Source organism: Cupriavidus sp. UME77 (assembly GCF_014170355.1).
In the GTDB taxonomy this organism is placed as follows: Bacteria; Pseudomonadota; Gammaproteobacteria; order Burkholderiales; family Burkholderiaceae; genus Cupriavidus; species Cupriavidus basilensis.
The window spans coordinates 31,730-53,971 of the sequence record NZ_LZZU01000096.1; the positions used below are offsets into that span (position 1 = coordinate 31,730).

22 protein-coding genes and 1 tRNA gene are annotated in these 22,242 nt (G+C 66.6%); 8 read left to right on the forward strand and 15 right to left on the reverse strand.

The window, feature by feature from the left end:
- Positions 1 to 274: 274 nt before the first annotated feature.
- The 5 genes from ampD to A9975_RS36770 all read right to left on the reverse strand — a co-directional run bounded on the left by ampD (position 275) and on the right by A9975_RS36770 (position 5,984).
- On the reverse strand, positions 275 to 895 hold the full coding sequence (ampD, locus tag A9975_RS36750; RefSeq protein WP_183037030.1) for a 1,6-anhydro-N-acetylmuramyl-L-alanine amidase AmpD: 621 nt from the start codon (positions 893 to 895) through the stop codon (positions 275 to 277).
- Positions 888 to 2,570, reverse strand: coding sequence for a sigma-54 dependent transcriptional regulator (locus A9975_RS36755; RefSeq protein ID WP_183037031.1), 1,683 nt, complete (start codon positions 2,568 to 2,570; stop codon positions 888 to 890). Before A9975_RS36755 ends, ampD begins: the two co-directional genes overlap by 8 nt.
- A 102-nt stretch (positions 2,571 to 2,672) precedes the next feature.
- A complete protein-coding gene (locus A9975_RS36760) occupies positions 2,673 to 4,766 on the reverse strand; it encodes a sensor histidine kinase (RefSeq protein WP_183037032.1) in 2,094 nt (697 codons plus the stop codon).
- Entirely contained in the window at positions 4,763 to 5,044 is a 282-nt protein-coding gene (locus tag A9975_RS36765) for a PP0621 family protein (RefSeq protein WP_183037033.1), read from the reverse strand. Before A9975_RS36765 ends, A9975_RS36760 begins: the two co-directional genes overlap by 4 nt.
- Positions 5,045 to 5,051: 7 nt before the next feature.
- Positions 5,052 to 5,984 carry an inner membrane protein YpjD gene (locus tag A9975_RS36770; RefSeq protein WP_183037034.1) on the reverse strand — a complete coding sequence of 311 codons (933 nt, stop codon included), beginning with the start codon at positions 5,982 to 5,984 and terminating at the stop codon, positions 5,052 to 5,054.
- 103 nt (positions 5,985 to 6,087) lie between these two features.
- On the opposite strand from A9975_RS36770, the gene ffh reads away from it, so the two are divergent.
- Together ffh and A9975_RS36780 are read left to right on the forward strand one after the other, a co-directional pair.
- A complete protein-coding gene (ffh, locus tag A9975_RS36775) occupies positions 6,088 to 7,482 on the forward strand; it encodes a signal recognition particle protein (RefSeq protein ID WP_183037035.1) in 1,395 nt (464 codons plus the stop codon).
- A 79-nt stretch (positions 7,483 to 7,561) separates the two neighbouring features.
- The gene (locus A9975_RS36780) at positions 7,562 to 8,104 is read left to right on the forward strand and encodes a hypoxanthine-guanine phosphoribosyltransferase (protein WP_183037036.1); all 543 of its coding nucleotides are present in this window, start codon (positions 7,562 to 7,564) and stop codon (positions 8,102 to 8,104) included.
- Positions 8,105 to 8,126: 22 nt separating this feature from the next.
- Here A9975_RS36780 and A9975_RS36785 read toward each other — a convergent pair whose 3' ends face one another.
- The 6 genes from A9975_RS36785 to A9975_RS36810 all read right to left on the reverse strand — a co-directional run bounded on the left by A9975_RS36785 (position 8,127) and on the right by A9975_RS36810 (position 13,922).
- The gene (locus A9975_RS36785; RefSeq protein ID WP_183037037.1) at positions 8,127 to 8,747 is read right to left on the reverse strand and encodes a LysE family translocator; all 621 of its coding nucleotides are present in this window, start codon (positions 8,745 to 8,747) and stop codon (positions 8,127 to 8,129) included.
- Between the two features lie 115 nt (positions 8,748 to 8,862).
- Positions 8,863 to 9,540 carry a LysE family translocator gene (locus A9975_RS36790; protein WP_370565986.1) on the reverse strand — a complete coding sequence of 226 codons (678 nt, stop codon included), beginning with the start codon at positions 9,538 to 9,540 and terminating at the stop codon, positions 8,863 to 8,865.
- 83 nt (positions 9,541 to 9,623) lie between these two features.
- A complete protein-coding gene (locus A9975_RS36795) occupies positions 9,624 to 10,463 on the reverse strand; it encodes an AraC family transcriptional regulator (protein WP_183037038.1) in 840 nt (279 codons plus the stop codon).
- Positions 10,463 to 11,434 carry a 2OG-Fe(II) oxygenase gene (locus tag A9975_RS36800; RefSeq protein WP_183037039.1) on the reverse strand — a complete coding sequence of 324 codons (972 nt, stop codon included), beginning with the start codon at positions 11,432 to 11,434 and terminating at the stop codon, positions 10,463 to 10,465. Before A9975_RS36800 ends, A9975_RS36795 begins: the two co-directional genes overlap by 1 nt.
- A complete protein-coding gene (locus tag A9975_RS36805) occupies positions 11,431 to 12,195 on the reverse strand; it encodes a lytic transglycosylase domain-containing protein (protein WP_183037040.1) in 765 nt (254 codons plus the stop codon). Before A9975_RS36805 ends, A9975_RS36800 begins: the two co-directional genes overlap by 4 nt.
- Before the next feature lie 5 nt (positions 12,196 to 12,200).
- The gene (locus A9975_RS36810; RefSeq protein WP_183037041.1) at positions 12,201 to 13,922 is read right to left on the reverse strand and encodes a proline--tRNA ligase; all 1,722 of its coding nucleotides are present in this window, start codon (positions 13,920 to 13,922) and stop codon (positions 12,201 to 12,203) included.
- Between the two features lie 185 nt (positions 13,923 to 14,107).
- On the opposite strand from A9975_RS36810, the gene A9975_RS36815 reads away from it, so the two are divergent.
- Together A9975_RS36815 and A9975_RS36820 are read left to right on the forward strand one after the other, a co-directional pair.
- Entirely contained in the window at positions 14,108 to 14,770 is a 663-nt protein-coding gene (locus A9975_RS36815; protein ID WP_043349734.1) for an RNA pyrophosphohydrolase, read from the forward strand.
- Positions 14,763 to 15,392 carry a CNP1-like family protein gene (locus A9975_RS36820; RefSeq protein WP_183037042.1) on the forward strand — a complete coding sequence of 210 codons (630 nt, stop codon included), beginning with the start codon at positions 14,763 to 14,765 and terminating at the stop codon, positions 15,390 to 15,392. The genes A9975_RS36815 and A9975_RS36820 overlap by 8 nt, the downstream gene beginning before the upstream one ends.
- A 98-nt stretch (positions 15,393 to 15,490) precedes the next feature.
- Here A9975_RS36820 and proB read toward each other — a convergent pair whose 3' ends face one another.
- Together proB and obgE are read right to left on the reverse strand one after the other, a co-directional pair.
- The gene (gene proB / locus A9975_RS36825) at positions 15,491 to 16,609 is read right to left on the reverse strand and encodes a glutamate 5-kinase (RefSeq protein ID WP_183037043.1); all 1,119 of its coding nucleotides are present in this window, start codon (positions 16,607 to 16,609) and stop codon (positions 15,491 to 15,493) included.
- Between the two features lie 39 nt (positions 16,610 to 16,648).
- The gene (gene obgE / locus A9975_RS36830; RefSeq protein ID WP_183037044.1) at positions 16,649 to 17,749 is read right to left on the reverse strand and encodes a GTPase ObgE; all 1,101 of its coding nucleotides are present in this window, start codon (positions 17,747 to 17,749) and stop codon (positions 16,649 to 16,651) included.
- Between obgE and A9975_RS36835 the strand changes: the two genes are divergently transcribed.
- Complete coding sequence (locus A9975_RS36835; protein WP_183037045.1) at positions 17,739 to 17,921, forward strand: hypothetical protein; 183 nt, start codon at positions 17,739 to 17,741, stop codon at positions 17,919 to 17,921. The two genes, obgE and A9975_RS36835, sit on opposite strands and share 11 nt — an antisense overlap.
- On the opposite strand, the gene rpmA is transcribed toward A9975_RS36835, so the two are convergent.
- Together rpmA and rplU are read right to left on the reverse strand one after the other, a co-directional pair.
- Complete coding sequence (gene rpmA / locus A9975_RS36840) at positions 17,899 to 18,159, reverse strand: 50S ribosomal protein L27 (protein ID WP_006162509.1); 261 nt, start codon at positions 18,157 to 18,159, stop codon at positions 17,899 to 17,901. The two genes, A9975_RS36835 and rpmA, sit on opposite strands and share 23 nt — an antisense overlap.
- A 70-nt stretch (positions 18,160 to 18,229) precedes the next feature.
- Positions 18,230 to 18,541: a 50S ribosomal protein L21 gene (rplU, locus tag A9975_RS36845; RefSeq protein ID WP_006162510.1), complete on the reverse strand. Its 312-nt coding sequence runs from the start codon at positions 18,539 to 18,541 to the stop codon at positions 18,230 to 18,232.
- A gap of 572 nt (positions 18,542 to 19,113) precedes the next feature.
- Here rplU and ispB point away from each other — a divergent pair.
- The 3 genes from ispB to pilB all read left to right on the forward strand — a co-directional run bounded on the left by ispB (position 19,114) and on the right by pilB (position 22,241).
- Positions 19,114 to 20,043 carry an octaprenyl diphosphate synthase gene (gene ispB, locus A9975_RS36850; protein WP_183037074.1) on the forward strand — a complete coding sequence of 310 codons (930 nt, stop codon included), beginning with the start codon at positions 19,114 to 19,116 and terminating at the stop codon, positions 20,041 to 20,043.
- Between the two features lie 111 nt (positions 20,044 to 20,154).
- Positions 20,155 to 20,231 (forward strand) — tRNA-Pro (locus A9975_RS36855).
- A 255-nt stretch (positions 20,232 to 20,486) separates the two neighbouring features.
- A complete protein-coding gene (gene pilB, locus A9975_RS36860; RefSeq protein WP_174423039.1) occupies positions 20,487 to 22,241 on the forward strand; it encodes a type IV-A pilus assembly ATPase PilB in 1,755 nt (584 codons plus the stop codon).
- Position 22,242 lies beyond the last annotated feature (1 nt).

Sequence of the window (22,242 nt, forward strand, 5' to 3'; positions counted from 1 at the left end):
TCGATGCGAAAAACTGGACTAAGTATAGTGAAACGGGGCGGATTCACCAGTCTTGACAAGCGCCTTTTTGGCGCGAATTCCAGTGCCGGCATGGCATGCGGCGCTGCGCCATACCCGCTAGCCCAAGAGACGCAAGGGAATCCGCCCGACGGTTCGTTACCGCACCGTGACGCGAAATTTTTTTGATTGACCTGACCTCTTCGATAGGCGCGGACTTTATCAGGGTTTTCCCCAGATCGCGGCTATCCCCTAGACCTCGCTTGCAGCCCTTGCCTCAGGGCTGTTCTTTGCGGTAGGGCAGTTGTGCGGGCGCCACGCCGGCTGCGGCGGCAAAACCCGTCCAGTCAAAATGTGGTCCCGGATCCGTCTTGCGCCCTGGCGCGATATCGCTGTGCCCCGCCACGGCCCGTACCGGATAGGTGCCTAACAGGGCACGCACCAGCGCCGCGGCGGTGTGGTATTGGGCCAACGTGAACGGCTGGTCGTCGCTGCCTTCGATCTCGATGCCGATGGAAAAGTCGTTGCAGCGGAGCCGGCCGAAGAACTCGGACTGGCCGGCGTGCCAGGCGCGGTCCAGGCAGGACACGAACTGGACCAGCTCCCCCCCGCGCGTCACCAGGAAATGCGCCGACACCTGTACTTGATAGATCGTCTCGAAAAACGGATGGCGGGATGGGTCGAGACGGTTCAGGAAGAAGGCTTCGATATCGCCGCTGCCGAACTGCCCGGGCGGCAGGCTGATGTTGTGGATCACCACCAGGTCCACCGGCATGTGCGCGGGCCGGGCATCGAAATTGGGTGACGGCACGTGGCGCGCCGCGGGCACCCAGCCAGCCGGGTCGGGGACAAATGGCGAGTTCGGCGCAAGCTTGGCGGCTTGGTCGTGGTCAGGCATCGCGATCTCCATCCGCCGCCAGCAGCCCGTCGCGCAGCGCTTCGCTGGTTTCGGCGGCACCGTCGGCCGGGTCGTCGCGGCCCTCGCGGATGCCAAGCTGCTGGATGCGGTAGCGCAGCTGGCGAAAACTCAGGCCCAGCAGCGGCGCGGCGGCGGTCCGGTTAAAGCCGGTCTGCTGCAGCGCCTGCAGGATCAGGTCGCGCTCGAGCGCTTCGAGCCGGCCGGGCAAATCGATCGGGAAGGTGGCACGGCAAGCGTCTGCGGCCACCTCCGCCGCGCGAGGCGCCGCGGGTTGCGCAAACAGATCGGGCTGCGCCCCGCCCCGGGATTCGGCGCGCGCATCGTAGGCAAGCTCCTGCATGGTGTCGGGCCGCAAGCCGGACGATGCCGGCGCGCCAGCCGGCACAGCCGCCGAAGCCAGGTAGGCGTGCGGCGCGGGCGGGCGTGGCATGGCCGAATGGCCCATGCCCGCATCCATCTGGCCCAGGTCGTCCACCTCGATGGTATTGCCCTCGGCGAAGGCGTAGGCGCGCTCGAGCAGGTTCTCCAGCTCGCGCACATTGCCCGGGAACGGATAGTCGGACAGCCGCTGCAGCGCGGCCGGCGCCAGCCGCTTGGGATGGGGATCGCCATAGCGCACCGCCAGGTGCTCCAGGATGGCGCTGGCCAGCACCGGGATATCCTCGCGCCGCTCGCGCAGCGTGGGCATGCGCAGCGCCAGCACGTTGAGGCGGTAGAACAGGTCCTGGCGGAACTGGCCGGAGGCGACCATCGCGGAAAGATCCTTGTGGCTGGCACACAGCACCCGCACGTCCACGCTCTCCTCGCGGCTCGCGCCGATCTTGCGCACGCGCCGCTCCTGCAGCACGCGCAGCAGCTTGACCTGCATCGCCAGCGGCAGGTCAGCCACCTCGTCGAGCAGCAGCGTGCCGCCATTGGCAGCCTGGAAGAAGCCGCCGCGCTCGGCGTCGGCCCCGGTGAAGGCGCCCTTCACATGGCCAAAGAACTCCGACTCCATCAGGGTCTCGGGGATGGCACCGCAATTGACCGCGATAAAGGGATGCGCCGCGCGCGCGCTGACCGCGTGGATGGCACGCGCCGCGCGCTCCTTGCCGCTGCCTGACTCGCCGCTGATGACGATCGGCGCCATGCTGCGCGCCAGCCGCGAGAGCGAGCGGCGCACCTCGTGCATGGCCGGAGAATGGCCGGGAAGCAGGTTGACGGCGCGGTCCACGGTTTCCTGCGCCCCGCTGCCGCCGTCACCGCCCTGCGCACCCTCGGCGCCGTCACGCTGCTGGCGCCCCAGCGCATTCAGGATCAGGCTGCGCAGCTGGTCCAGCGAGACCGGCTTGGCGATGTAGTCGAAGGCGCCCGCCTTGAGCGCCTCCACGGCATTGTCGGCGCTGCCGTAGGCGGTGATCACGGCCACCGGCACCCGCTCCGGCGCGCTCGAGAGCTGGCGCACGATATCGATGCCTAGCCCGTCGCCCAGCCGCATGTCGGTCAGTACCAGGCTATAGCGGCGCGCGGCAAGCTGCTGGCGCGCCTCGGCCAGCGAGCCGGCCAGCACCACATCGTGGCCCATGCGGCGGATCGAGATATCGAGCAGTTCTCGCAGGTCGGCCTCGTCGTCGATAACGAGAATCGGGTCGGGGCCTGGCGTCTTGAGGGGCATGGTCTGCGTCTGGCGATCTGGCGAAGTGACGAAATGGCGAAATGGGGTCGGGGCGGTGACTGAACGAGGTGCTGATCTGGTGGCCGGGCGTGCCGGCGCGGCTCAGCCACCCGTGCTGTCCGGCGCTTCGATGCGCAAGGTCAGGACAAAGGCCTTGGCCGGCAGTGTATCGCGTGCGGCTGGCGCCAGCATGCCGGTCCGCGCCAGCAGCGCGTCGATCGAAATGGTGCCGTAGCGCACCTGGGCGTCGTTGGCGCCGCATAGCTCGCGCGCCATGAACAGCCCGAGGCCGGTGCCCTGGGCGTTGCTGGTAAAGAAGGGCTCGAACAAGGTGCGCTGGTGCTCGCGCGACACCTCGACGCCATCGTTCCAGACGATCAGCTCGGCATGGTGCTGGTCCAGCGCATGGGCCAGCAGGCGGATCGCCCCGGGCAGGCGGCTGCAATAGCGCCAGGCGTTGTCCAGCAGGTTGCCAAGCACCTGTTGCAGCTGGGAGGCATCGAAGATGACCGGGCGCGCCACGTCCACCGTGAGCCGGATGGCATTGGCGTTGATCTCGGCCGGACGCGGCACGCGCCGCGCGCCGACCGGGTCGTGGCTGGCGGAGCGGGCGCGCATCTCCAGCCGCCAGCGGCCGACGATCTCCGGCAGCGCCTGGTTCAGGTCCACGGTGGTGCGCTCGGTGCGCGGGCGGCGCGACATCTGCAGCACGTCCGACACCACCTGGTCGAGCCGGCGCACATTGTCGTGGATGATGCGCAGCAGCCGCGCATCCACGTCGCCCTCCGCGCGCCCCGCCTCGCCCGGGCGCGCGGCCCGGCGGCTGGTTTCGGCCAGCAGTTCGCTGGCCTGGCTGATGGCCGCCAGCGGATTGCGGATCTGGTGAGCCACGCTGGCCACCAGGCGCCCCATGGCAGCCAGCTTCTCCTGTTGCACCTGCTCGGCAATGCGCTCCCAGCTTTCGATATGGACCAGCACCGTGTCGCGCATCTCGCTGCGCAGCAAGGCCTCGTCCTCCGGGCGCCAGGCCATGGCCTCGCTCTGGGCGATGGCCAGGCGCAGCCGGGCCGCCGCCTCGGGCGACAGCTCGTTCCAGGTGCCGGTGTTCATGCCGCTCTGCGCAGTGAGCGAGACCGACATCGAGGACGCGAAGGTGGAGCGCAGGCTTGCCAGCCCCGGCAGCAGGAAGCGCAGCCGAAGCCGCGTATGGAGGATGGGGCCGCGCCCCGAGGATGGCCGCGACGGCAGCGGCAGCAATTGCAGGATGCGGGGCGCATCGTCCTTGCTGCGCACCCAGTCGCGCAGCATTTCCATCAGCGGCTGCAGGCGGGGAATCTGGCGCAGGTCGAACAGCGCATCGCGCCCGTTGGCGGGCGTGTCCGTGGGCTTGCCCCGCTCGGCAGGCTGCACGCCCAGCAGCACTACCGCGGCAGGGTTGGCCGCCACCACCGCGCCGTTGGCACGCAGCAACATCACCCCGTCCTGCATGTCGTTGACCATCAGGCGGTTGACCAGCTGCTGCAGGCGCAGCTCCTGCTCGCGCGCCAGCGCCAGCCGCTCCTGCGCGAGCTGGCGGTTGGCCAGCAGGTACATCAGGGAGGCCGCGATCATGAAGACCAGCCCGTACAGCCCCGAGCCGAGCAAACCCGTGTCGGCCTGGCGCAACAGCAAGGTTTGCGCGAAGGGGGCGCTCATCACCACCAGCGCCGACGCTGCCGCGGTGAACAGCGCGAACAGCAGGCTGGTAAGCGCGCCGGCCTGCAGCGCGGGCAACAGGAAGATCATGGCGAGCCCCTCGCCGCGATGGCCCTGCGCGTGAAAGATCAGGCCCAGCAGGACGAGGTCGGCCAGCACCTGGATGCGCACCCGCAGGTGAAAGCCGCGGCGCCACCAGAGCGTGGCGACCACCATCCCCAGTGCCATCACGGCATAGGGCACGGCCAGCGGCAGCGCGGCCAGGCCGCTGCCGAACCCGCCGCCCATTGCGCTGGCCAGCGCCTGCGCCGCCCGCTCGGCCTCGGCGCGCTGCGCCGGCAGCCAGGCGTAGCCCAGCAGCAGCGCGGCTACGGCTAGCCGGGTCCAGCAGAAATAGCGCAGCAAGCGCCAGTGGAATTCAGGAGGTTCGGGCTGGCGCCACATCGCCGCGAGGACGCGCCAGGCATTCAGGCGGGACCAGAACGAGGCAGGCCCGTTCATGCGGCAGAGCTGTCCGGATCGCTATCGGCCGGCAGGTGGGCGCGCCGGCAGTAATGCAAGCCGCGGTAGGCGATCGCTTCGCCCTGCGGCAGATGCACGCCGCAGCGCGCGCACTGCACCATGGCTTCCTGCGGGGGGGCAGGCTGGTTGCGCACCGGCGAGCCTTGCGCGGAACCGTGCCGGGTGGCGCGGTCCTCCCGCAGGCGCGCCTCGGCGCGCTGGCGAAGCCACCAGAAACAACCCAGCACGACAGCCAGGACAAGGAAGATGCGTGCCATGCCGGCCTCAGATTCGGTGCAGTATGACTTCGATGACGAAGCGGCTGCCAACATAAGCCAGCAGCAGGATGCCGAAGGACGCAATCACCCAGCGCAGCGCGGTGCGCCCGCGCCAGCCATAGAAGGTGCGCCCGGCCAGGATGCCCGCGAACATCGCCCACGACAGCAGCGCGAATACGGTCTTGTGGTCGAGCCGGAAGGCCCGGCCGAACAGTTGCTCGGAAAACAGCAGGCCCGACAGGATGGTCAGCGTCAGCAGCACGAAGCCGGCGCCGATCAGGCGGAACAGCAGCTTCTCCAGCGTCAGCAGCGGCGGCAGCAGGTCCAGCCAGCGGCCCACCCACTGGGCCGGCTCGCTGGCCTTGCCCACCTGGGGCGAACGGTTGAAGCCATGCAGGCGGCGCTCGGCCAGCAGCATCAGGAAGGCGTGGAAGGCCGCCAGCGTGAACAGGCCATAGGCCACGTTGGCAATGATGAAGTGCAGCTTGAACAGCGGCCGCGCTGCGTAGCCCAGGATCTGCGCGCCGGGAAACGCCAGCGGCATCAGGCTCGCGAGCATCGCCACCGGGACCACGATCAGCCCGAGGCCGGCCAGCGAGAAGAAGAAGCTCTCGATCCAGTAGATGCCCACGCCCAGCCAAAGCATGGCCGACAGCGCAAAGGCAAAGCCGAACACCATGCGGTCGGCCGGGAAGATGGTCTCGTGCAGCAGCAGGCCGTGGCTGGCCACCGCGGCCAGCATCAGCGCATGCCACCAGGCCGGGCGGCCCTCGCCGCGCCCGCCGGGTCCGCCGCCGCCGTGCAGCAGCGCGGTGGTCGCCGCGCCCCCAATGGCACCGCCGTTGCCGGCAGCCGATAGCTGCGGGTTGCGCGTCGCCCAGCCGTGATAGGCCAGGCCGCAATAGAGAAGTGCCGTCAAGGCATACAGTACAATGGCCATTTGCACAGTTTACCTTAGCGCCCCGTCCCGGTGGCGCCCCGCTTGAGCCGGGCCAAGAGCCAGCCTCAAGCCTCGATCAAGCTCTATCCCCCGGACTTCTGCCATGCTGGACAATCTCACTCAACGCCTGGCGCGGGTCGTCAAGACCATGCGCGGCGAGGCTCGCCTGACCGAAGCCAATACCGCCGAAATGCTGCGCGAAGTGCGCCTGGCCATGCTGGAGGCCGACGTCGCCTTGCCGGTGGTGCGGGAATTCATCGCCCGCGTGAAGGAAAAGGCACTGGGCGAGGACGTGGTGTCCAGCCTGACGCCGGGCCAGGCGCTGGTGGGCGTGGTGCAGCGCGAGCTGACCGCTGTCATCGGCGGCGAGGAAAGCCTGTCCGCCGACAACAAGAGCGGCGAGTTGAACCTGGCGGTGCAGCCGCCCGCGATCATCCTGATGGCCGGCCTGCAGGGCGCCGGCAAGACCACCACCGTCGGCAAGCTGGCCAAGTGGCTGAAAGAAAACAAGAAGAAGAAGGTGCTGACGGTCTCGTGCGACGTCTACCGCCCCGCCGCTATCGCCCAGCTCAAGACCGTATCCGAGCAGGTCGGCGCCGATTTCTTCCCCTCCGAGCCCAATCAGAAGCCGGTGGACATCGCGCGCGCGGCAGTGGACTGGGCCCGCAAGCATTATCACGACGTGCTGATCGTCGATACGGCAGGCCGCCTGGGTATCGACGAAGCCATGATGCAGGAAATCAAAGCGCTGCACGCCGAGATCAAGCCGGTCGAAACCCTGTTCGTGGTCGACGCCATGCTGGGCCAGGACGCAGTCAACACCGCGCGTGCCTTCAATGACGCCCTGCCCCTGACCGGCGTGGTGCTGACCAAGCTGGACGGCGATGCGCGCGGCGGTGCCGCGCTGTCGGTGCGCCACATCACCGGCCGCCCGATCAAGTTCGTCGGCGTTGGCGAAAAGCTGGATGGCCTCGAGCCCTTCCACCCCGATCGCATGGCCCAGCGGATCCTGGGCATGGGCGACATCCTCGCGCTGGTCGAGGAAGCCCAGCGCGGCGTGGACATGGAAGCCGCCGAGAAGCTGGCCAAGAAGATCAAGAAGACGGGCGACTTCGACCTGGAAGACTTCAAGGCGCAGATCGGCCAGATGAAGAAGATGGGCGGCCTGGGCAGCCTGGTCGACAAGCTGCCGGCTCAGTTCGCCCAGCAGGCGCAGGGCGCCAATATGGACGTGGCCGAGAAGCAGGTGCGCCGCATGGAAGGCATCATCAACAGCATGACGGCCGCCGAGCGCGCCAAGCCCGACCTGATCAAGGCCAGCCGCAAGCGCCGCATCGCCACCGGCGCCGGCGTGCCGGTGCAGGAAGTCAACCGCCTGCTCAACCAGTTCGACCAGATGCAGAGCATGATGAAGAAGCTCAAGGGCGGCGGCATGATGAAGATGATGCGCTCGATGGGCGCGATGAAGGGCGGCATGAAGGGACTCTTCAACCGCTAAGCCATCCGGCACGGCGGCGCCTGCTCCCCGGGCGCCGCGCCACCCCGCAGAAGACAAAGACTGAGACAGGATCCACATCATGATGACCGCCGAACAGGCCCGCGAACTGTGGGCCAACTCCGAGGAAATCGTCAGCGCCGAGGCCGTCCAGGCATCGCTGGACCGCATGGCGGGCGAGATCACGGAAAAGATGGGCGATACCTTCCCGCTAGTGCTGTCGGTAATGGGCGGCGCAGTCGTCTTCACCGGCATGCTGCTGCCCAAGTTGGCGTTCCCGCTGGAGTTCGACTACATCCACCTCTCGCGCTACAACAACAAGACGGTTGGCGGCGAGATGCAATGGCGCGTGGCGCCGCGCGAATCGGTCAAGGACCGCACGGTGCTGGTGCTGGACGACATCCTGGACGAAGGCGAGACCATGGCGGCCATCCGCCAGCGCATCATGGACATGGGCGCGACCAATGTCTACGCCGCCGTGCTGTGCGAAAAAGTGCTGCAAAAGACAAAGCCCATGCACCCGGACTTCTGTGGCTTCACCGTGCCTGAGCGCTATGTCTTCGGCTGCGGCATGGACGCCCACGGCTACTGGCGCAACCTGCCCGCCATCCGGGCCTTGCGCTGAGGCCTTGCGCGCAGTCTTCGCGTTACGGCCTGGCGCTGACGATCGGCCACAGCGAGGCCAGCAGCAACAGCGCCATCGCCACGTTGAACAGGCGCAGCACCCGGGGCTGCGCCAGCCAGCGCCGCATGGCCGAGCCGAACACGGCCCACATCGCCACGCTGGGCAGGTTGATCACGGCGAACAGGCCGGACAGAAGCAGCACATTGAGCCAGACATTGCCGTGCAGCACGTAGGTACTGCACGCGCCCACCGCCATCACCCAAGCCTTGGGATTGACCCACTGGAACGCGGCCGCCGCCAGGAAGCCTATGGGCTTGCCCACCTCCCGGTCCTGGATGCCGCCCGCCGTCGCCAGCTTCCACGCCAGCCAGGTGAGATAGACCACCGCCACCACGCGCAGCACCTGCCAGGTCCACGGCAACGCGGCGAATAGCGATCCGAGCCCGAGGCCGACCACCGCCACCATCAGGCCGAAGCCGATACTGATGCCCAGCACATGGGGCACGGTGCGGGCAAAGCCGAAATTCACGCCCGAAGCCAGCACCATGGTGTTGTTTGGGCCCGGGGTGATCGACGACACGAGGGCAAACGCGCAGAACGCGGCAAACACGCCGGATTCGGCAACAAGCTGGGGCACTGCCATGACTGGCTCCATCGGATACGAAAAGGAATGGAGCTAGTCTAGCCACTCAAAACTGTACAGTACCGGTACAGTTGACCAGAAAACTGGCGATACGGCTTGGCGGGTAGCCGCCGCGTCATGTTGCGTTGAGCGCGTTCGCCGCCACCACCAGCGCAATCCCCCACAGCACCACGCCGGTCGCCCGCTCCACGCCCCGAACCGAGCGGGCAAAACGCGTGCGCACCAGCGGATGGCGCACGCCCCAGGCCACCAGCATGTCCCAGGCGAAGACCATGGCGAACATCCAGGCGCCGTAGCCCAGCTGTGCTGCCAGCGGCGTGCGGGTGCCGGCCAGCACCGAGAACAGGCTGGCGTAGAACAACGCATTCTTGGGATTGAGCACGGCGGACAGGAAGCCCGTCACGAGCTGCGCCACATACGCCGCGGGGCCGGTGCCCTGCACTTGCGGGCTATCTGTGCCATTTTCGCCATCTGCGCCGGGCAGCGTCGTCTCGCCGCTGGCACGCAGCAGCCGCCAGCCCAGCCAGGCTAGGTACAGGCAACCCGCCCACTGCAGCAGCACGAACACGCCCTGGCTGGCGCGGGTAGCCGCCAGCCCGGTGATGGCCAGCCCGATAAACACGCCGTTTCCCAGCGCGATGCCGAGGCAGACGGCACTGGCGCGGCCCACGCCATGCACCAGCGCGCTGCGCACCACCAGGAAAAAGTCGGGGCCCGGGCTGAGCAGTGCAAGGAAATGCGCGCCCGCCACCATGGCAAATTGGCCGAGGCCGGAATCAACAGGGAAATCCACGCCAGTCCTTTCGTGTCTTCGGATGAGCACGAAGTCTGGACCGCGAGGGGCGGCAAGTATTGGAGAAAATTGCGCGCGGCGGCTCAGCCGCCGCGGCGCTGATAGCTGCGCGGCGTCAGCGCCACGCGCTGCTTGAAGGCGCGCTGGAAGTGGCTCTGGTCGGAAAAGCCCAGCGCCTGGGCAATCTCCGCCGGCGCCCCACCCGCGCGCAGCAGCTGGCGCGCGTGGTTGATGCGCAGATCCAGCTGGTAGGCATGCGGGGTCATGCCGAGGTCCGCCCGGAAGGCGCGGATCAGCTGGTAGCGGCTCATGCCGGCGCCGCGCGCCAGCTCCGCCAGTGGCAACGGCTCCGCGTGATGGGCATGCAGGAGCGCCACCAGCCCGGCTAAGCGGGCCTCCGGCGTGACTGGCTGACGCGGCGCGCGCACCGCCTGGCGCTGGTCGGCACCGCCGAGCAGCGCGGCCACGAAGCCGCCTAGCGCCGCTTCCTTGGTGGCCTGCGGGGCTGCGGAGAACAGCACCTCGTTCAGCCGGCACAGGCCGGCATAGGTATCTGGCGCGCTGGTGACACGCACCCGCGCCAGCGCCGCGGGCAACACCGCCACGCCACGCGCCTCCAGCACCGTGCCCACCCAAGCCGGGTCCAGGTGCAGCATCTGGTAGCTCCAGCGCGCGTCGGGCTCCGGATTACAGGCGTGCACCTGCCCAGCCGGGATCACGACCACGTCGCCGGGCGCCAGCCGTACCGACTCGGTCTCGGTGCCAAACAGGCTGTGGCCGCCATCGACGGCGCCAATCGACAAGGTGGGATGGGTATGCGGCAGGTAGGCCGCGCCGCTGTCGCTGGCGCAGCGGCTCTCGACATACGGCATGGCGGGATCGAACCAGTAGCGTGCCTGCCCTGTGGCGCTGCCCGCGCGCATCAGTCGGTCCGGTACGGGCGTTCGCGCAGCCACTTGGTGGCGATCCATTTCTCGCCCGCTTCAACGGGCAGGCCGGCATGCAGGGTACGCTCGTCCAGCGCGCCGTCGGACTTGCGATAGCTGAAATAGACCGCATTGCCCTTGACCGGTGCCACCTCCAGGCCAAGCTTGGGGAAGGCCGTGGCGCCACCCGCCGGCGGGCTGTTCAGGTAGATCACCACGGTGGCGACGCGTTGCCCGCCGACCTTGAGCTGGCGCGCCTCGCCGGGGCGCTGCGGGTTAAAGAAATCGTAGTGCGGCTGGTACTCGCCGCCGGGCTTGTAGTTGAGGATCTGCAGGCCTTCGCCACGGTCCGCGGCAATCCCGGTCACGGCGGCGATGCAGTCCTCGATGCGCTCGATCAGCGCATGCTCGCCCACCTGGAACATCGCGCCCAGGCTGGTGCGCGCCTCGATCAGGTTCTCGTCGCCGGTGTCGGGATTGATCACGGGCGAGCGCGCCAGGCGACCGCGCGCCAGTTCCACCAGGGCATCGCACTCGGCATCGGTCAGCAGTTGCTGGTACAGGGTCACGCGCGGCGCCGCGAGCGTGAACAGGATGGGAATCTCGCGCCCGCCGAAATGCGCCGCGTTGCGGTTGCCTTGCGCGCCAGTCTGGTCACGGCCACCAGCCGGGTCCCCTGCGCGCCCGGCCGGCTTGCCGATGCCCAGCTCCGCGGCCATCTCCGCGGCGTTGTCCGGCAGCGTTCCCCGCCCCTCTGCCCGCGCCGCGGCGGACAGCGCCGCGGCTACCGTGGCTTGCGCGAAGGCCTGCTCGTAGCCAGACTGGCACATCGACTGCACCAGCGCCTCGGCACCAAAGCCCTGCCCGATATGGCGCCGCAGCCAGCGCTCCAGGTCCGCCGAGGAACTGGTGTAGCCCGCCTTGCCGGCGGTGTCGCCAGTGGCACTGGTGGCGCGCGTGTTGCTCATGAGGGATTGGCCAGCCGCTGCGGCGAGAACGGGTTGCGCGCCGGCGCTTCGGGGGGCACCACGCGGCTGCGGGTGCCCGTGCCGGCGTCGGGGTCGCCGGCGACGGTGACCGTGGCTTCCGAATACTGCCAGCGCTTCCACGCTGCCAGCACCGCATTGGGATAGTCGGGGCGGCCGCGGCTGCCGTTGTACCGGCCCAGCGCCAGGAACAGGTCGCCCTGCTCGCGGTCCAGGTAGTAGCGCAGGATGGTGCAGCCGTAGCGCAGGTTGCTCTGCAGGTGGAACAGCTTGCGGCTATCGCTGTCCCCGATGCTGCGCACCCAGAAGGGCATCACCTGCATCAGCCCGCGGGCGCCGGCCGAGCTGATCGCGTATTTGCGGAAATTGCTCTCGACCTGCACCAGCCCTAACACCAGCGCCGGTTCCAGCCCCGCGCGCTTGGCTTCGTAGTAAGCGGTCTCGATCAGTTCGATGCGCACCTGCGGCTCGGGGATGCGCCCCGCGAGCCGGTGCGACATTTCTTCCAGCCACTTGAGATACGCCAGTTGCTCGCTGCCGGTGGCAAAGGCCGGGCGCAGCGGGCGGCTGTCGGCAATGGCCGCAGCCAGCGCGCCGCGCACCGAGTCGGCCAGGTCCTCTTCCTTCTGGGCCCCGGCGTGGGCGGCGGCGCTGAGCACCAGCAGCAAGCCGGCACTGACCCGCGCCACGCGCGCGCGGCCCGGGATCAGGCCCGGCAGACGCAGCGGGTCCAGGAGGCGCATGGCGCTCAGGCGGACAACAGCCCGCGCACGTGGGCAACCACGTCCGCGACCGGCAGCTGGGTGGCCTCGGCGTCGCGCCGGCCCTGGTACTCCACGCGGCCTTCCTTCAGGCCACGGTCGCCCACCACCACGCGGTGCGGCACGCCGATCAGCTCCCAGTCGGCAAACATGGCGCCGGGGCGCTCGCCGCGGTTGTCCAGGATCACATCGACGCCGGCCGCCAGCAGCTCCGCATGGATGCGGTCGGCCTCGGCCTTGACGGCCTCGGAACGATCGTAGCCAACCGGGCAGACCACCACCGCGAACGGGGCGATCGAAGCGGGCCAGATGATGCCGCGCTCGTCGAAGTTCTGCTCGATGGCGGCGCCCAGGATACGGGTCACGCCGATGCCGTAGCAGCCCATCTGCATGGGCTGGGTCTTGCCGTTCTCGTCCAGGAAGGTGGCGCCCATCGATTCCGAATAGCGCGTGCCGAGCATGAACACATGGCCGACTTCGATGCCGCGGCAGATGGCGAGCGTGCCCTTGCCGTCCGGCGAAACGTCGCCCTCCACCACATTGCGCAGGTCAGCCACCACGGGCTCGGGCAGGTCGCGGCCCCAGTTCACGCCGGTCAGGTGGTAGTCGCGCTCGTTCGCGCCGCAGACGAAGTCGCTCATGTTGGCGACCGTGCGGTCCGCCACCACGTTGACCGGCTTCTTGGCGCCGATGGGGCCCAGGTAGCCGGGGGGCGTGCCGAACGTCTCGACGATCTCGGACTCGGTCGCGAAGCGGAACTCGGCCAGGCCGGCCACCTTGGACGCCTTGATCTCGTTGAGCTCATGGTCGCCACGCAGCAGCAGCAGCCAGATCTGCACGCCGGCCTCGCCTTCGGTGGCCAGCACGATCGACTTGACCGTGCGCGCCAGCGGGATGCCAAGCAGCTCGGCCACTTGCTCGCACTTGGCCTTGCCCGGGGTGGGCGTGTTGACCATGGCTTGCGCCGGCGCGGCACGCTCGGCCAGCAGCGGCAGGGCCTCGGCCGCTTCCATGTTGGCGGCGTAGTCGGAGTCGGGGCAGTAGACGATGGCGTCTTCGCCGGTCTCGGCGATCACGTGGAACTCGTGCGAGCCGGAGCCGCCGATGGCGCCGTTGTCGGCCGCGACGGCACGGAATTCCAGGCCGAAACGCTGGAAGATGCGCACGTAGGCGTCGAACATCTTGTCGTAGGACACCTTCAGGCCAGCGGTGTCACGATCGAAGGAGTAAGCGTCCTTCATGGTGAACTCGCGCCCGCGCATGATGCCAAAACGCGGCCGGCGCTCGTCGCGGAACTTGGTCTGGATCTGGTAGAAATTGATCGGCAGTTGCTTGTAGCTGCGGATTTCGCTGCGGGCGATGTCCGTCACCACCTCTTCGGAGGTGGGCTGCACGGCAAAGTCGCGCTCGTGGCGGTCCTTCAGGCGCAGCAGCTCGGGGCCCATCTTGTCCCAGCGGCCGGTTTCCTGCCACAGCTCGGCAGGCTGAATCACCGGCATCGACAGCTCGACCGCGCCGGCGCGGTTCATTTCCTCGCGCACGATGGCTTCCACCTTGCGGATCACCCGCAGGCCGACCGGCATGTAGTTATAGATGCCGGCGCCAAGCTTCTTGATCATGCCGGCTCGCATCATCAACTTGTGCGACACGATTTCCGCGTCGGAAGGGGCTTCCTTTTGGGTGGAAATGAAGAATTGCGAGGCTTTCATCCGTTGCTTTCTCGTGAGGCCATGCCGCCCTGGCAGGTTCCGTGGGCGGCATGGCGCGAATCCGTGGCGCGCGCGTGCATTATGCGACGCTTTTTGCTCGGGGAAAACCAGCACCCCGTTGCACAAAGCCCCATTACGCGCTTCCTTTATAATCAACCTAATTCTAAAGGATTCGAGGTGCAGTCATGCTCGATCGTGAAGGCTTTCGCCCGAACGTCGGCATCATCCTCATCAACGCACGGAACGAGGTGTTCTGGGGCAAGCGCATCGGCGAACATTCGTGGCAGTTTCCTCAAGGCGGCATCAAATACGGCGAAACGCCGGAACAGGCGATGTACCGCGAGCTACATGAAGAAGTCGGTCTGCTGCCCGAGCATGTCAGGATTGTCGGTCGCACACGCGACTGGCTGCGTTATGAGGTGCCGGACAAGTTCATCCGCCGCGAAATCCGCGGCCATTACAGGGGACAGAAGCAGATTTGGTTCCTGTTGCGCATGGCGGGCCGCGATTGCGACATCCGCCTGCGCGCCACCGACCACCCGGAGTTCGATGCCTGGCGCTGGAGCCATTACTGGGTCCCGCTAGACGCTGTCATCGAGTTCAAGCGCGATGTCTACCAACTCGCGTTGACCGAGTTGTCCCGCTTCCTGCAGCGCAATACCCGCGCGCCGCTGAGCCCCTACGGCACCCATGGCCGGCACGGTTCGGTGCGCGCAGGTTATGCTCGCGCAGGGCTGGACGAGCATCCCGACAGCGTTCCGGACCTGGTGCATCAGGACCTGGCCCACGATCCGGGCCCAATTTCGCCGGCCCAGCCGGCGTCCACAGAACGGAGTACCGATGATTGATTTTGCCGGCCGCGGCTTGCGCCCGAGCCTGCCCGCCGCCTGCTTGCTGGCGGTAACCCTTTGCCTGGGCCTGGCCGGCTGCGGCAGCACGTCCAAGCCGCAGCATGTGCCCATGCCGGACGAGTCCGAGGATTACACGCCGAAGAAGGAGTTCAGCATCCTCGACCCGTTCGCCGCCAAGGAATTCAGGGAAATCGAGACGGCGCTGCCGGCACCGCCCCGGGATGCGGACCTGATCCCGTTCGAAGTCATGCCCGCCGGCAACTTTACCTTCGCCGTCGATGGCAAATCCGTGGCCGTGGGCGCGGATGGCGCGGTGCGTTATACGGTGGTCATCACCGGTGCCGGCGGCATGCGCAATGTGAGCTTTGAGGCCGTGCGCTGCGACACCCTCGAGCGCAAGATGTACGCCACCTTGCCCAGGGGCGCGACCGAATGGGTACGCAACCGGACCGATGACCGCGATGGCTGGGTCCAGCTGGCCGGCATCGCACGCAATAACTATGGCGCGGCGCTGGCGAAGGATTTCCTGTGCGAGGGCCGCTCCGCGGCCGGCACGGCGCAGGAGATCGTCAAGGACTTGCGTGGGGAAGCGCCACGCAAGAGCGCGATCACGCGTTGATGACGGCAACGGCGCGGTAGTACGGCGCCGGACGATGCAAAAAAGCCCGCGAGCGATCGCGGGCTTTTTTGCATCGTACCTCGGAACAATCTGTCCGTTCAGACCAGAACCAGGTTGTCCCGATGGATCAGCTCGTGCTCGTTCTGGTGGCCAAGCACCCGCTCGATCTCGGACGAGGGCTTGCGTGCGATCAGCTTGGCTTCCGAGCTGGCGTAGTTGGTGATGCCGCGCGCCACCTCATGGCCCGCCGCGTCGATGCAGGCAATGACCTCGCCACGCGCGAACTCGCCCTGCACTTCCACTACGCCGATCGGCAGCAGCGACTTGCCGCCGCTGGTGAGCTTGTCCACCGCGCCGGCATCGATCACAACCCGCCCGCGCAACTGCAGGTGGTCGGCCATCCATTGCTTGCGCGCGGTCAGGCGGCCAGTGGGGGCCAGCAGTTGCGTGCCGATGCCTTCGCCCCCGGCCAGCCGCTCCAGCACATTGGCTTCGCGCCCGGACGCGATCACCGTATGCGCACCCGACTTGGCGGCGCGCTTGGCGGCCAGGATCTTGGTCAGCATGCCGCCGCGGCCAATCGACGTGCCGGCGCCGCCGGCCATGGCCTCGAGCTCTACCGCGCCAGCCAGCGCCTCGTCCACGAACTCGGCCTGCGGGTTGCTGCGGGGATCGGCGGTATAGAGGCCCCGCTGGTCGGTCAGGATCACCAGCGCGTCGCCTTCAATCAGGTTGGTGACGAGCGCGCCCAGGGTGTCGTTGTCGCCGAACTTGATTTCGTCGGTGACCACGGTGTCGTTCTCGTTGATGATGGGCACGACTCCCAGCGACAGCAGCGTCAGCAGGGTCGAGCGCGCATTGAGGTAGCGCTCGCGGTCAGCCAGGTCGGCATGGGTCAGCAACACCTGGGCGGTGCGAATGCCGTAGCGGCCGAACTGGCTTTCGTAGACCTGGGCCAGGCCCATCTGGCCCACTGCCGCGGCGGCCTGCAGTTCGTGGATTTCCTTGGGGCGGCGCACCCAGCCGAGGCGCTGCATGCCCTCGGCGATGGCACCGGAGCTGACCAGCACGACTTCCTTGCCGGCCATGCGCAGCTTGGCGATCTGTGCCGCCCAACGGGCGATGGCCTCGTGATCGAGGCCCTTGCCGTCGTTGGTCACCAGGCTGGACCCAACCTTCACGACGATACGTTTTGCCTGGGCGATGACCGATTGCATGGCGGGAATCCTGTCTGCTGGGTGCTGCTGTTTTTGTCGTTAGTTCTGCTCGCCGCCGGACTGGTCGACGTTGTGCAGGCGTTCATCCAGGCGGATGTCCGGCTCCGCCAGCGCGGCGACTTCCTCGGCCTTGATCGCGGCCAGGTGATCCTTGATCGCGTAGATCAGCTCGCGGCAGCCTTCGCCGGTCAGGGCGGAGATGCGGAACACCGGGCCCTTCCACTTGTAGCGCTTGACGAAGTCCTTGACGCGCGCATCGCGCTCTTCCTCGGGCACCACGTCCAGCTTGTTCAGTACCAGCCAGCGCGGCTTTTCGTACAGGCTTTCGTCGTATTTCTTCAGCTCGTTGACGATGGCGCGGGCTTCGGCCACCGGGTCCACGGCTTCATCGAACGGCGCCAGGTCGACGATATGCAGCAACAGCCCCGTGCGCTGCAAGTGGCGCAGGAACTGATGGCCCAGTCCGGCACCTTCCGCAGCGCCCTCGATCAGGCCGGGGATGTCGGCCACCACGAAGGACTGCTCGTGATCGACCCGCACCACGCCCAGATTGGGATGCAGGGTGGTGAAGGGGTAATCGGCCACCTTCGGGCGCGCATTGGAAATGTGCGAGATAAAAGTCGACTTGCCGGCATTCGGCATGCCCAGCAGGCCCACGTCGGCCAGCACCTTGAGCTCCAGCTTGATCATGCGGCGCTCGCCCGGCTTGCCGTCCACCTGCTGGCGGGGCGCGCGGTTGGTACTGGACTTGAAGTGCAGGTTACCCCAGCCGCCCAGGCCACCTTCGGCCAGGCAAACGGTCTGGCCGTGCTCGGTCAGGTCGGCGATCAGCTCGCCGGAATCCATGTCGAGGATTTGCGTGCCGACCGGCATGCGCAGGTTCACATCTTCGCCGCCCGCGCCATAGCAATCGGCGCCCCGGCCATTCTCGCCGTTGCGCGCCACGTGCTTCTTGGCATAGCGGAAGTCGATGAGCGTATTGATGTTGCGGTCGGCCACCGCGTAGACGCTGCCGCCGCTGCCGCCGTCGCCACCGTCGGGGCCACCGAAGGGCACAAACTTCTCGCGCCGCATCGATGCGCTGCCATTGCCGCCGTTGCCGGCGATGACTTCAATTCTGGCTTCGTCGATGAACTTCATGATGACCTTCCGTGGTGTAGCGACCGCAAAGCGCGCGCCCGGCCGGGATGGCAAGGCCGCGGGCGCGGCGAATGGCGACAATGACATTGTCGCCAGAAAAGAAAAAGCCCCGCAAGTACTGCGGGGCCTTCATGCTGCAAAGGCTGTGATCAGACTGCCGGAACGACGCTGACCTGCTGCTTCTTGGCAGCGCCCTTGACGGCGAACTGCACGTGGCCGTCGACGAGAGCAAAGAGGGTGTGATCCTTGCCAATGCCAACGTTATCGCCCGGGTGCACGCGGGTACCGCGCTGACGCACGATGATGCTGCCGGCGTTGATGGCTTGACCACCAAACACCTTGACGCCCAGACGCTTCGATTCGGAATCGCGGCCGTTCCGTGTGGAACCGCCGCCCTTTTTCTGTGCCATGACTAACTCCTGTCGCTTTACTTTACCTAGTTACGCTTGAATTCGATTTCGATGAGGACTGAGCGCTCGCTCAGCCAATGATCTCTTCGATGCGCAGCTCGGTGTAATTTTGACGATGGCCTTGACGCTTTTGATAGTGCTTGCGACGGCGCATCTTGAAGATCTTCACCTTATCGTGACGACCTTGGGAGATAACGGTAGCCTTGACGGAAGCCCCGCTAACCAGCGGCGTACCAAACTTGAGTTGGTCGCCTGCGCCCACTGCGAGCACCTGGTCGAGCGTGATTTCTGCGCCAATGTCTGCCGGTATCTGTTCTACTTTAAGTTTTTCGCCAGCAGCAACCTTATATTGCTTGCCGCCGGTTTTTACGACCGCGTACATTGTCGAACCTCTCGATGTGAAATAAAACGCCGAAAGCCAACGCCGGCGCGCCCTTGCGTCCGTTTCATCCCGATCCATGCAACTACCAGGACAGGGAAAACAGACAAGCCGGACGGCCCAATTGGCCCGGTTATCTCCCACCAGCGCATCTGCAGACAACACAAAGCGGCCGGAGGAAACCCACGATTCTATACCAAAGTCGGGAAAAGTACAAAGAAAACAGGCACATAGCCTGCCCGGTGCCGCGTGGCGCCGCCTGGAGCACTTCTCCGCCCACCCAGGTCAGGTCAGATCCGCGAGCAGGAAACCCGCCAGGGCGGCGAAAGCTGCCCACAGTGCGGTGCGCCGGAGCTGGCGGCGCGAGGAGGAAGGTGGCTGGGTCATGGCGGCATTATAGGTGCACGGGATCGCCACACCTGCTTTGCGCGCGCAGTGCCCGCGCGCCTTGTCGCACCCCCCGTTCAGGGGACATACATACACCCGCATCGCTTATAATCGACGGGTTTTGCGTAACGGTGAACATCTTGTCCCAGTCTTCCGCCACTGCCTTGCTTGCCCCGGTCGCTGCCGACATGCGCGCCGTTGATTCGGTTATCCGCCAGCGCCTCGCCTCGGAAGTGCCCCTGATCGAGCAGATCGGCGAGTACATCATCAGCGCGGGCGGCAAGCGCCTGCGCCCGGTGATCCTGCTGCTGTCCGCACGGGCCTTCGGTTACGACGGCAACCGGCACCACGACTTGGCCGCGGTGGTCGAGTTCATCCATACCGCCACGCTGCTGCACGACGACGTCGTCGACGAGTCGGAGCTGCGCCGCGGCCGCCAGACCGCCAACGCGGTCTTCGGCAACGCGGCGAGCGTGCTGGTAGGCGATTTCCTCTATTCCCGGGCCTTCCAGATGATGGTGGACGCCGGCAGCATGCGCATTATGGAGATCCTCTCCAATGCCACCAATGTGATCGCCGAAGGCGAAGTGCTGCAGTTGCTGAACATGCACGATCCCGACGTCACGGTGGAGCGCTACCTGCAGGTGATCCGCTACAAGACCGCCAAGCTCTTCGAAGCCTCGGCCCAGCTCGGCGCCGTGCTGGCCGGCGCGGATGCGGCCACCGAAGAAGCTGCCGCGGAATATGGACGGCGCATCGGCACCGCGTTCCAGCTGATCGACGACATGCTGGACTACACCGCCAGCGCCGAGCAGATGGGCAAGAATGCCGGCGACGACCTGCGCGAAGGCAAGCCCACCCTGCCGCTGCTGCACCTGCTCGAGCACGGCACCGCGGAGCAACGCACGCTGGCTCGCGAAGCGATCGTGCAAGGCGGCACCGAGCATTTCGATGCGGTGTTCACCGCGATCCACGCCAGCGGCGCGCTCGAGGTCACCTTCCAGGCAGCCCAGCGCGAAGCCGAAGCCGCAGAGAAGGCCGCCCAGCTGTTCCCTGACTCCCCACTGAAGCAAACGCTGATCGACCTGTGCGCGTTCTCGCTGCAACGGCAGTCCTGATGCCGAGGCGCCCCGTGCCGGCGCCCTCTTCCATTCCGGAAAAAAGGCTGCTACACTTGTGTGCTTTCGCGCTGCAGCAGTAATTAGGTAGGCAACGCAGAGAAAAACAAACGGGGTGTAGCTTAGCCTGGTAGAGCGCTACGTTCGGGACGTAGAGGCCGGAGGTTCGAATCCTCTCACCCCGACCAGTTTCACGGTCCCCGAGACCGTACAAGAAAGGCCGCACAGCAATGTGTGGCCTTTTTTCATTGGCGCACCCGGTGTGTCGCCCGGCTTGCCTATCCCGTTTCCCACCCCTTCCCCATCCCCCCGCGCAAGTAGGGTTGCGCCCGTGTCGTGCAAACGGCAACACCCTGCCCGGTGCGCCTTTACAAAAAGTGACCCCAGCGGCAAACTGCCCCGATTCGGGGTCCTCGGCTGCTTGCGGCCAATCGTTTTTTGCCATGACACTTGGTCTAGCTCTTGCACAGAGCCGGCGTATCGCGCCGGCCCTGCTCGCCCAGCTTGAACAGTCGGCACGAGAAAAAAAGTCGCAGCTGATCGACGAGATCATCGCCAGCGGCACCATGACTGCACATGATGTGGCGATCTTCGCGGCTGATAAGTATCAGCTGCCGCTGATCGATCTGAATCAGTACAACCTCAACAAGGTGCCGCCGGCGTTGGCGGGCAATCGCGAGTTCCACGCGCACCGCCTGCTGCCGCTGGGCCGCCGCGAGAACCGCCTGGTGCTGGCGTTGTCCGACCCAGGCAACCAGGCCGGGCTGGACGCCATCAAGCAGAAATACAACCTGCCGGTGGAACCCGTCGTGGTCGAGCACGACAAGCTGATGCAATACGTGCGCTCGGCTTCCGACGACAGCGGCGGCACGATCAAGTCGATCGGCCCGGGCCATGTCGAGCGCAAGATGATCGACTACGACCCGGTGGCGTCCGCCGGGGCGCTGCGCAACAAGACCGCGGCCGACATAGACGACGCGCCAGTGGTCCGCTTCCTGCACAAGCTGCTGACGGAAGCCTTCCATCGCGGCGCCTCCGATCTTCACTTCGAGCCGTTCGAGACCTTCTACCGCATCCGCTTCCGGGTGGATGGCGTGCTGCAGGAAGTGGCACGGCCGCCGGTGGACATCCGCGACAAGATCTCCACCCGGATCAAGGTGCTGTCGCGCCTGGACATCTCGGAAAAGCGCGTGCCGCAAGATGGCCGCATGAAGCTGCTGATCGCGCTGCCCAAGGAAAAGGGCGGCGACAAAGACGGCAAGGACAGCAAGGAGCCCAAGGAAACCGTGGAGAAGGCGATCGACTTCCGCGTCTCCACGCTGCCGACGCTGTTCGGCGAGAAGATCGTGATCCGGATCCTGGAGTCGTCGTCCGACAAGCTCGACATCGACCAGCTCGGCTACGAGCCGGCGCAAAAGGCGCTGCTGCTGGACGTGATCAAGCGCCCCTACGGCATGGTGCTGGTGACCGGCCCCACCGGCAGCGGCAAGACGGTGTCGCTGTACACCTTCCTGAACCGGCTGAACCAGGGCGACATCAATATCTCCACCGCCGAGGATCCGGCGGAAATCCAGTTGCCCGGCATCAACCAGGTCAACGTCAACGAAAAAGCCGGCCTGACTTTCTCCGCCGCGCTGCGCTCCTTCCTGCGCCAGGATCCCGACATCATCATGGTCGGCGAAATCCGCGACCTGGAAACCGCCGACATCTCGATCAAGGCGGCACAGACTGGCCACCTGGTGTTCTCGACGCTGCATACCAACGACGCGCCGACCACGCTCACGCGCCTGATGAACATGGGTGTCGCGCCCTTCAATATCGCGTCGAGCGTGCTGATGATCACCGCGCAGCGGCTTGCGCGGCGGCTGTGCACCTGCAAGCGCCCTGGCGAGCTGGCGCGCGAGGTGCTGGCCGACGCCGGCTTCCAGGACGAGGACCTCGACGGCAGCTGGCAGCCTTACCACCCGGTCGGGTGCGAGCGCTGCAACGGCAGCGGCTACAAGGGTCGCTGCGGCATCTACCAGGTGATGCCGATCACCGAGCCGATGCAGCAGATCATCCTCGCGCATGGCACGGCACTGGAGATCGCCGAACAAGCGCGTAAAGATGGCGTGCTATCGTTGCGCGAAGCTGGCCTGGCCAAGGTGAAGCAGGGTCTCACCTCGCTCGAAGAAGTGCTGGCCACAACAAATATGTAAA

Coding starts and splice junctions, on each gene's coding strand:
- proB (WP_183037043.1), bottom strand. CDS start 16,609: ATGCAATCGGTCATCGCCCAGGCAAAACGTATCGTCGTGAAGGTTGGG.
- A9975_RS36770 (WP_183037034.1), bottom strand. CDS start 5,984: ATGGCCATTGTACTGTATGCCTTGACGGCACTTCTCTATTGCGGCCTG.
- pilB (WP_174423039.1), top strand. CDS start 20,487: ATGACACTTGGTCTAGCTCTTGCACAGAGCCGGCGTATCGCGCCGGCC.
- A9975_RS36765 (WP_183037033.1), bottom strand. CDS start 5,044: ATGGCACGCATCTTCCTTGTCCTGGCTGTCGTGCTGGGTTGTTTCTGG.
- rplU (WP_006162510.1), bottom strand. CDS start 18,541: ATGTACGCGGTCGTAAAAACCGGCGGCAAGCAATATAAGGTTGCTGCT.
- A9975_RS36810 (WP_183037041.1), bottom strand. CDS start 13,922: ATGAAAGCCTCGCAATTCTTCATTTCCACCCAAAAGGAAGCCCCTTCC.
- ispB (WP_183037074.1), top strand. CDS start 19,114: ATGCGCGCCGTTGATTCGGTTATCCGCCAGCGCCTCGCCTCGGAAGTG.
- ampD (WP_183037030.1), bottom strand. CDS start 895: ATGCCTGACCACGACCAAGCCGCCAAGCTTGCGCCGAACTCGCCATTT.
- rpmA (WP_006162509.1), bottom strand. CDS start 18,159: ATGGCACAGAAAAAGGGCGGCGGTTCCACACGGAACGGCCGCGATTCC.
- A9975_RS36820 (WP_183037042.1), top strand. CDS start 14,763: ATGATTGATTTTGCCGGCCGCGGCTTGCGCCCGAGCCTGCCCGCCGCC.
- A9975_RS36805 (WP_183037040.1), bottom strand. CDS start 12,195: ATGCGCCTCCTGGACCCGCTGCGTCTGCCGGGCCTGATCCCGGGCCGC.
- A9975_RS36785 (WP_183037037.1), bottom strand. CDS start 8,747: ATGGCAGTGCCCCAGCTTGTTGCCGAATCCGGCGTGTTTGCCGCGTTC.
- A9975_RS36815 (WP_043349734.1), top strand. CDS start 14,108: ATGCTCGATCGTGAAGGCTTTCGCCCGAACGTCGGCATCATCCTCATC.
- A9975_RS36800 (WP_183037039.1), bottom strand. CDS start 11,434: ATGAGCAACACGCGCGCCACCAGTGCCACTGGCGACACCGCCGGCAAG.
- A9975_RS36835 (WP_183037045.1), top strand. CDS start 17,739: ATGAACTTCATGATGACCTTCCGTGGTGTAGCGACCGCAAAGCGCGCG.
- A9975_RS36780 (WP_183037036.1), top strand. CDS start 7,562: ATGATGACCGCCGAACAGGCCCGCGAACTGTGGGCCAACTCCGAGGAA.
- obgE (WP_183037044.1), bottom strand. CDS start 17,749: ATGAAGTTCATCGACGAAGCCAGAATTGAAGTCATCGCCGGCAACGGC.
- A9975_RS36755 (WP_183037031.1), bottom strand. CDS start 2,570: ATGCCCCTCAAGACGCCAGGCCCCGACCCGATTCTCGTTATCGACGAC.
- ffh (WP_183037035.1), top strand. CDS start 6,088: ATGCTGGACAATCTCACTCAACGCCTGGCGCGGGTCGTCAAGACCATG.
- A9975_RS36795 (WP_183037038.1), bottom strand. CDS start 10,463: ATGCGCGCGGGCAGCGCCACAGGGCAGGCACGCTACTGGTTCGATCCC.
- A9975_RS36760 (WP_183037032.1), bottom strand. CDS start 4,766: ATGAACGGGCCTGCCTCGTTCTGGTCCCGCCTGAATGCCTGGCGCGTC.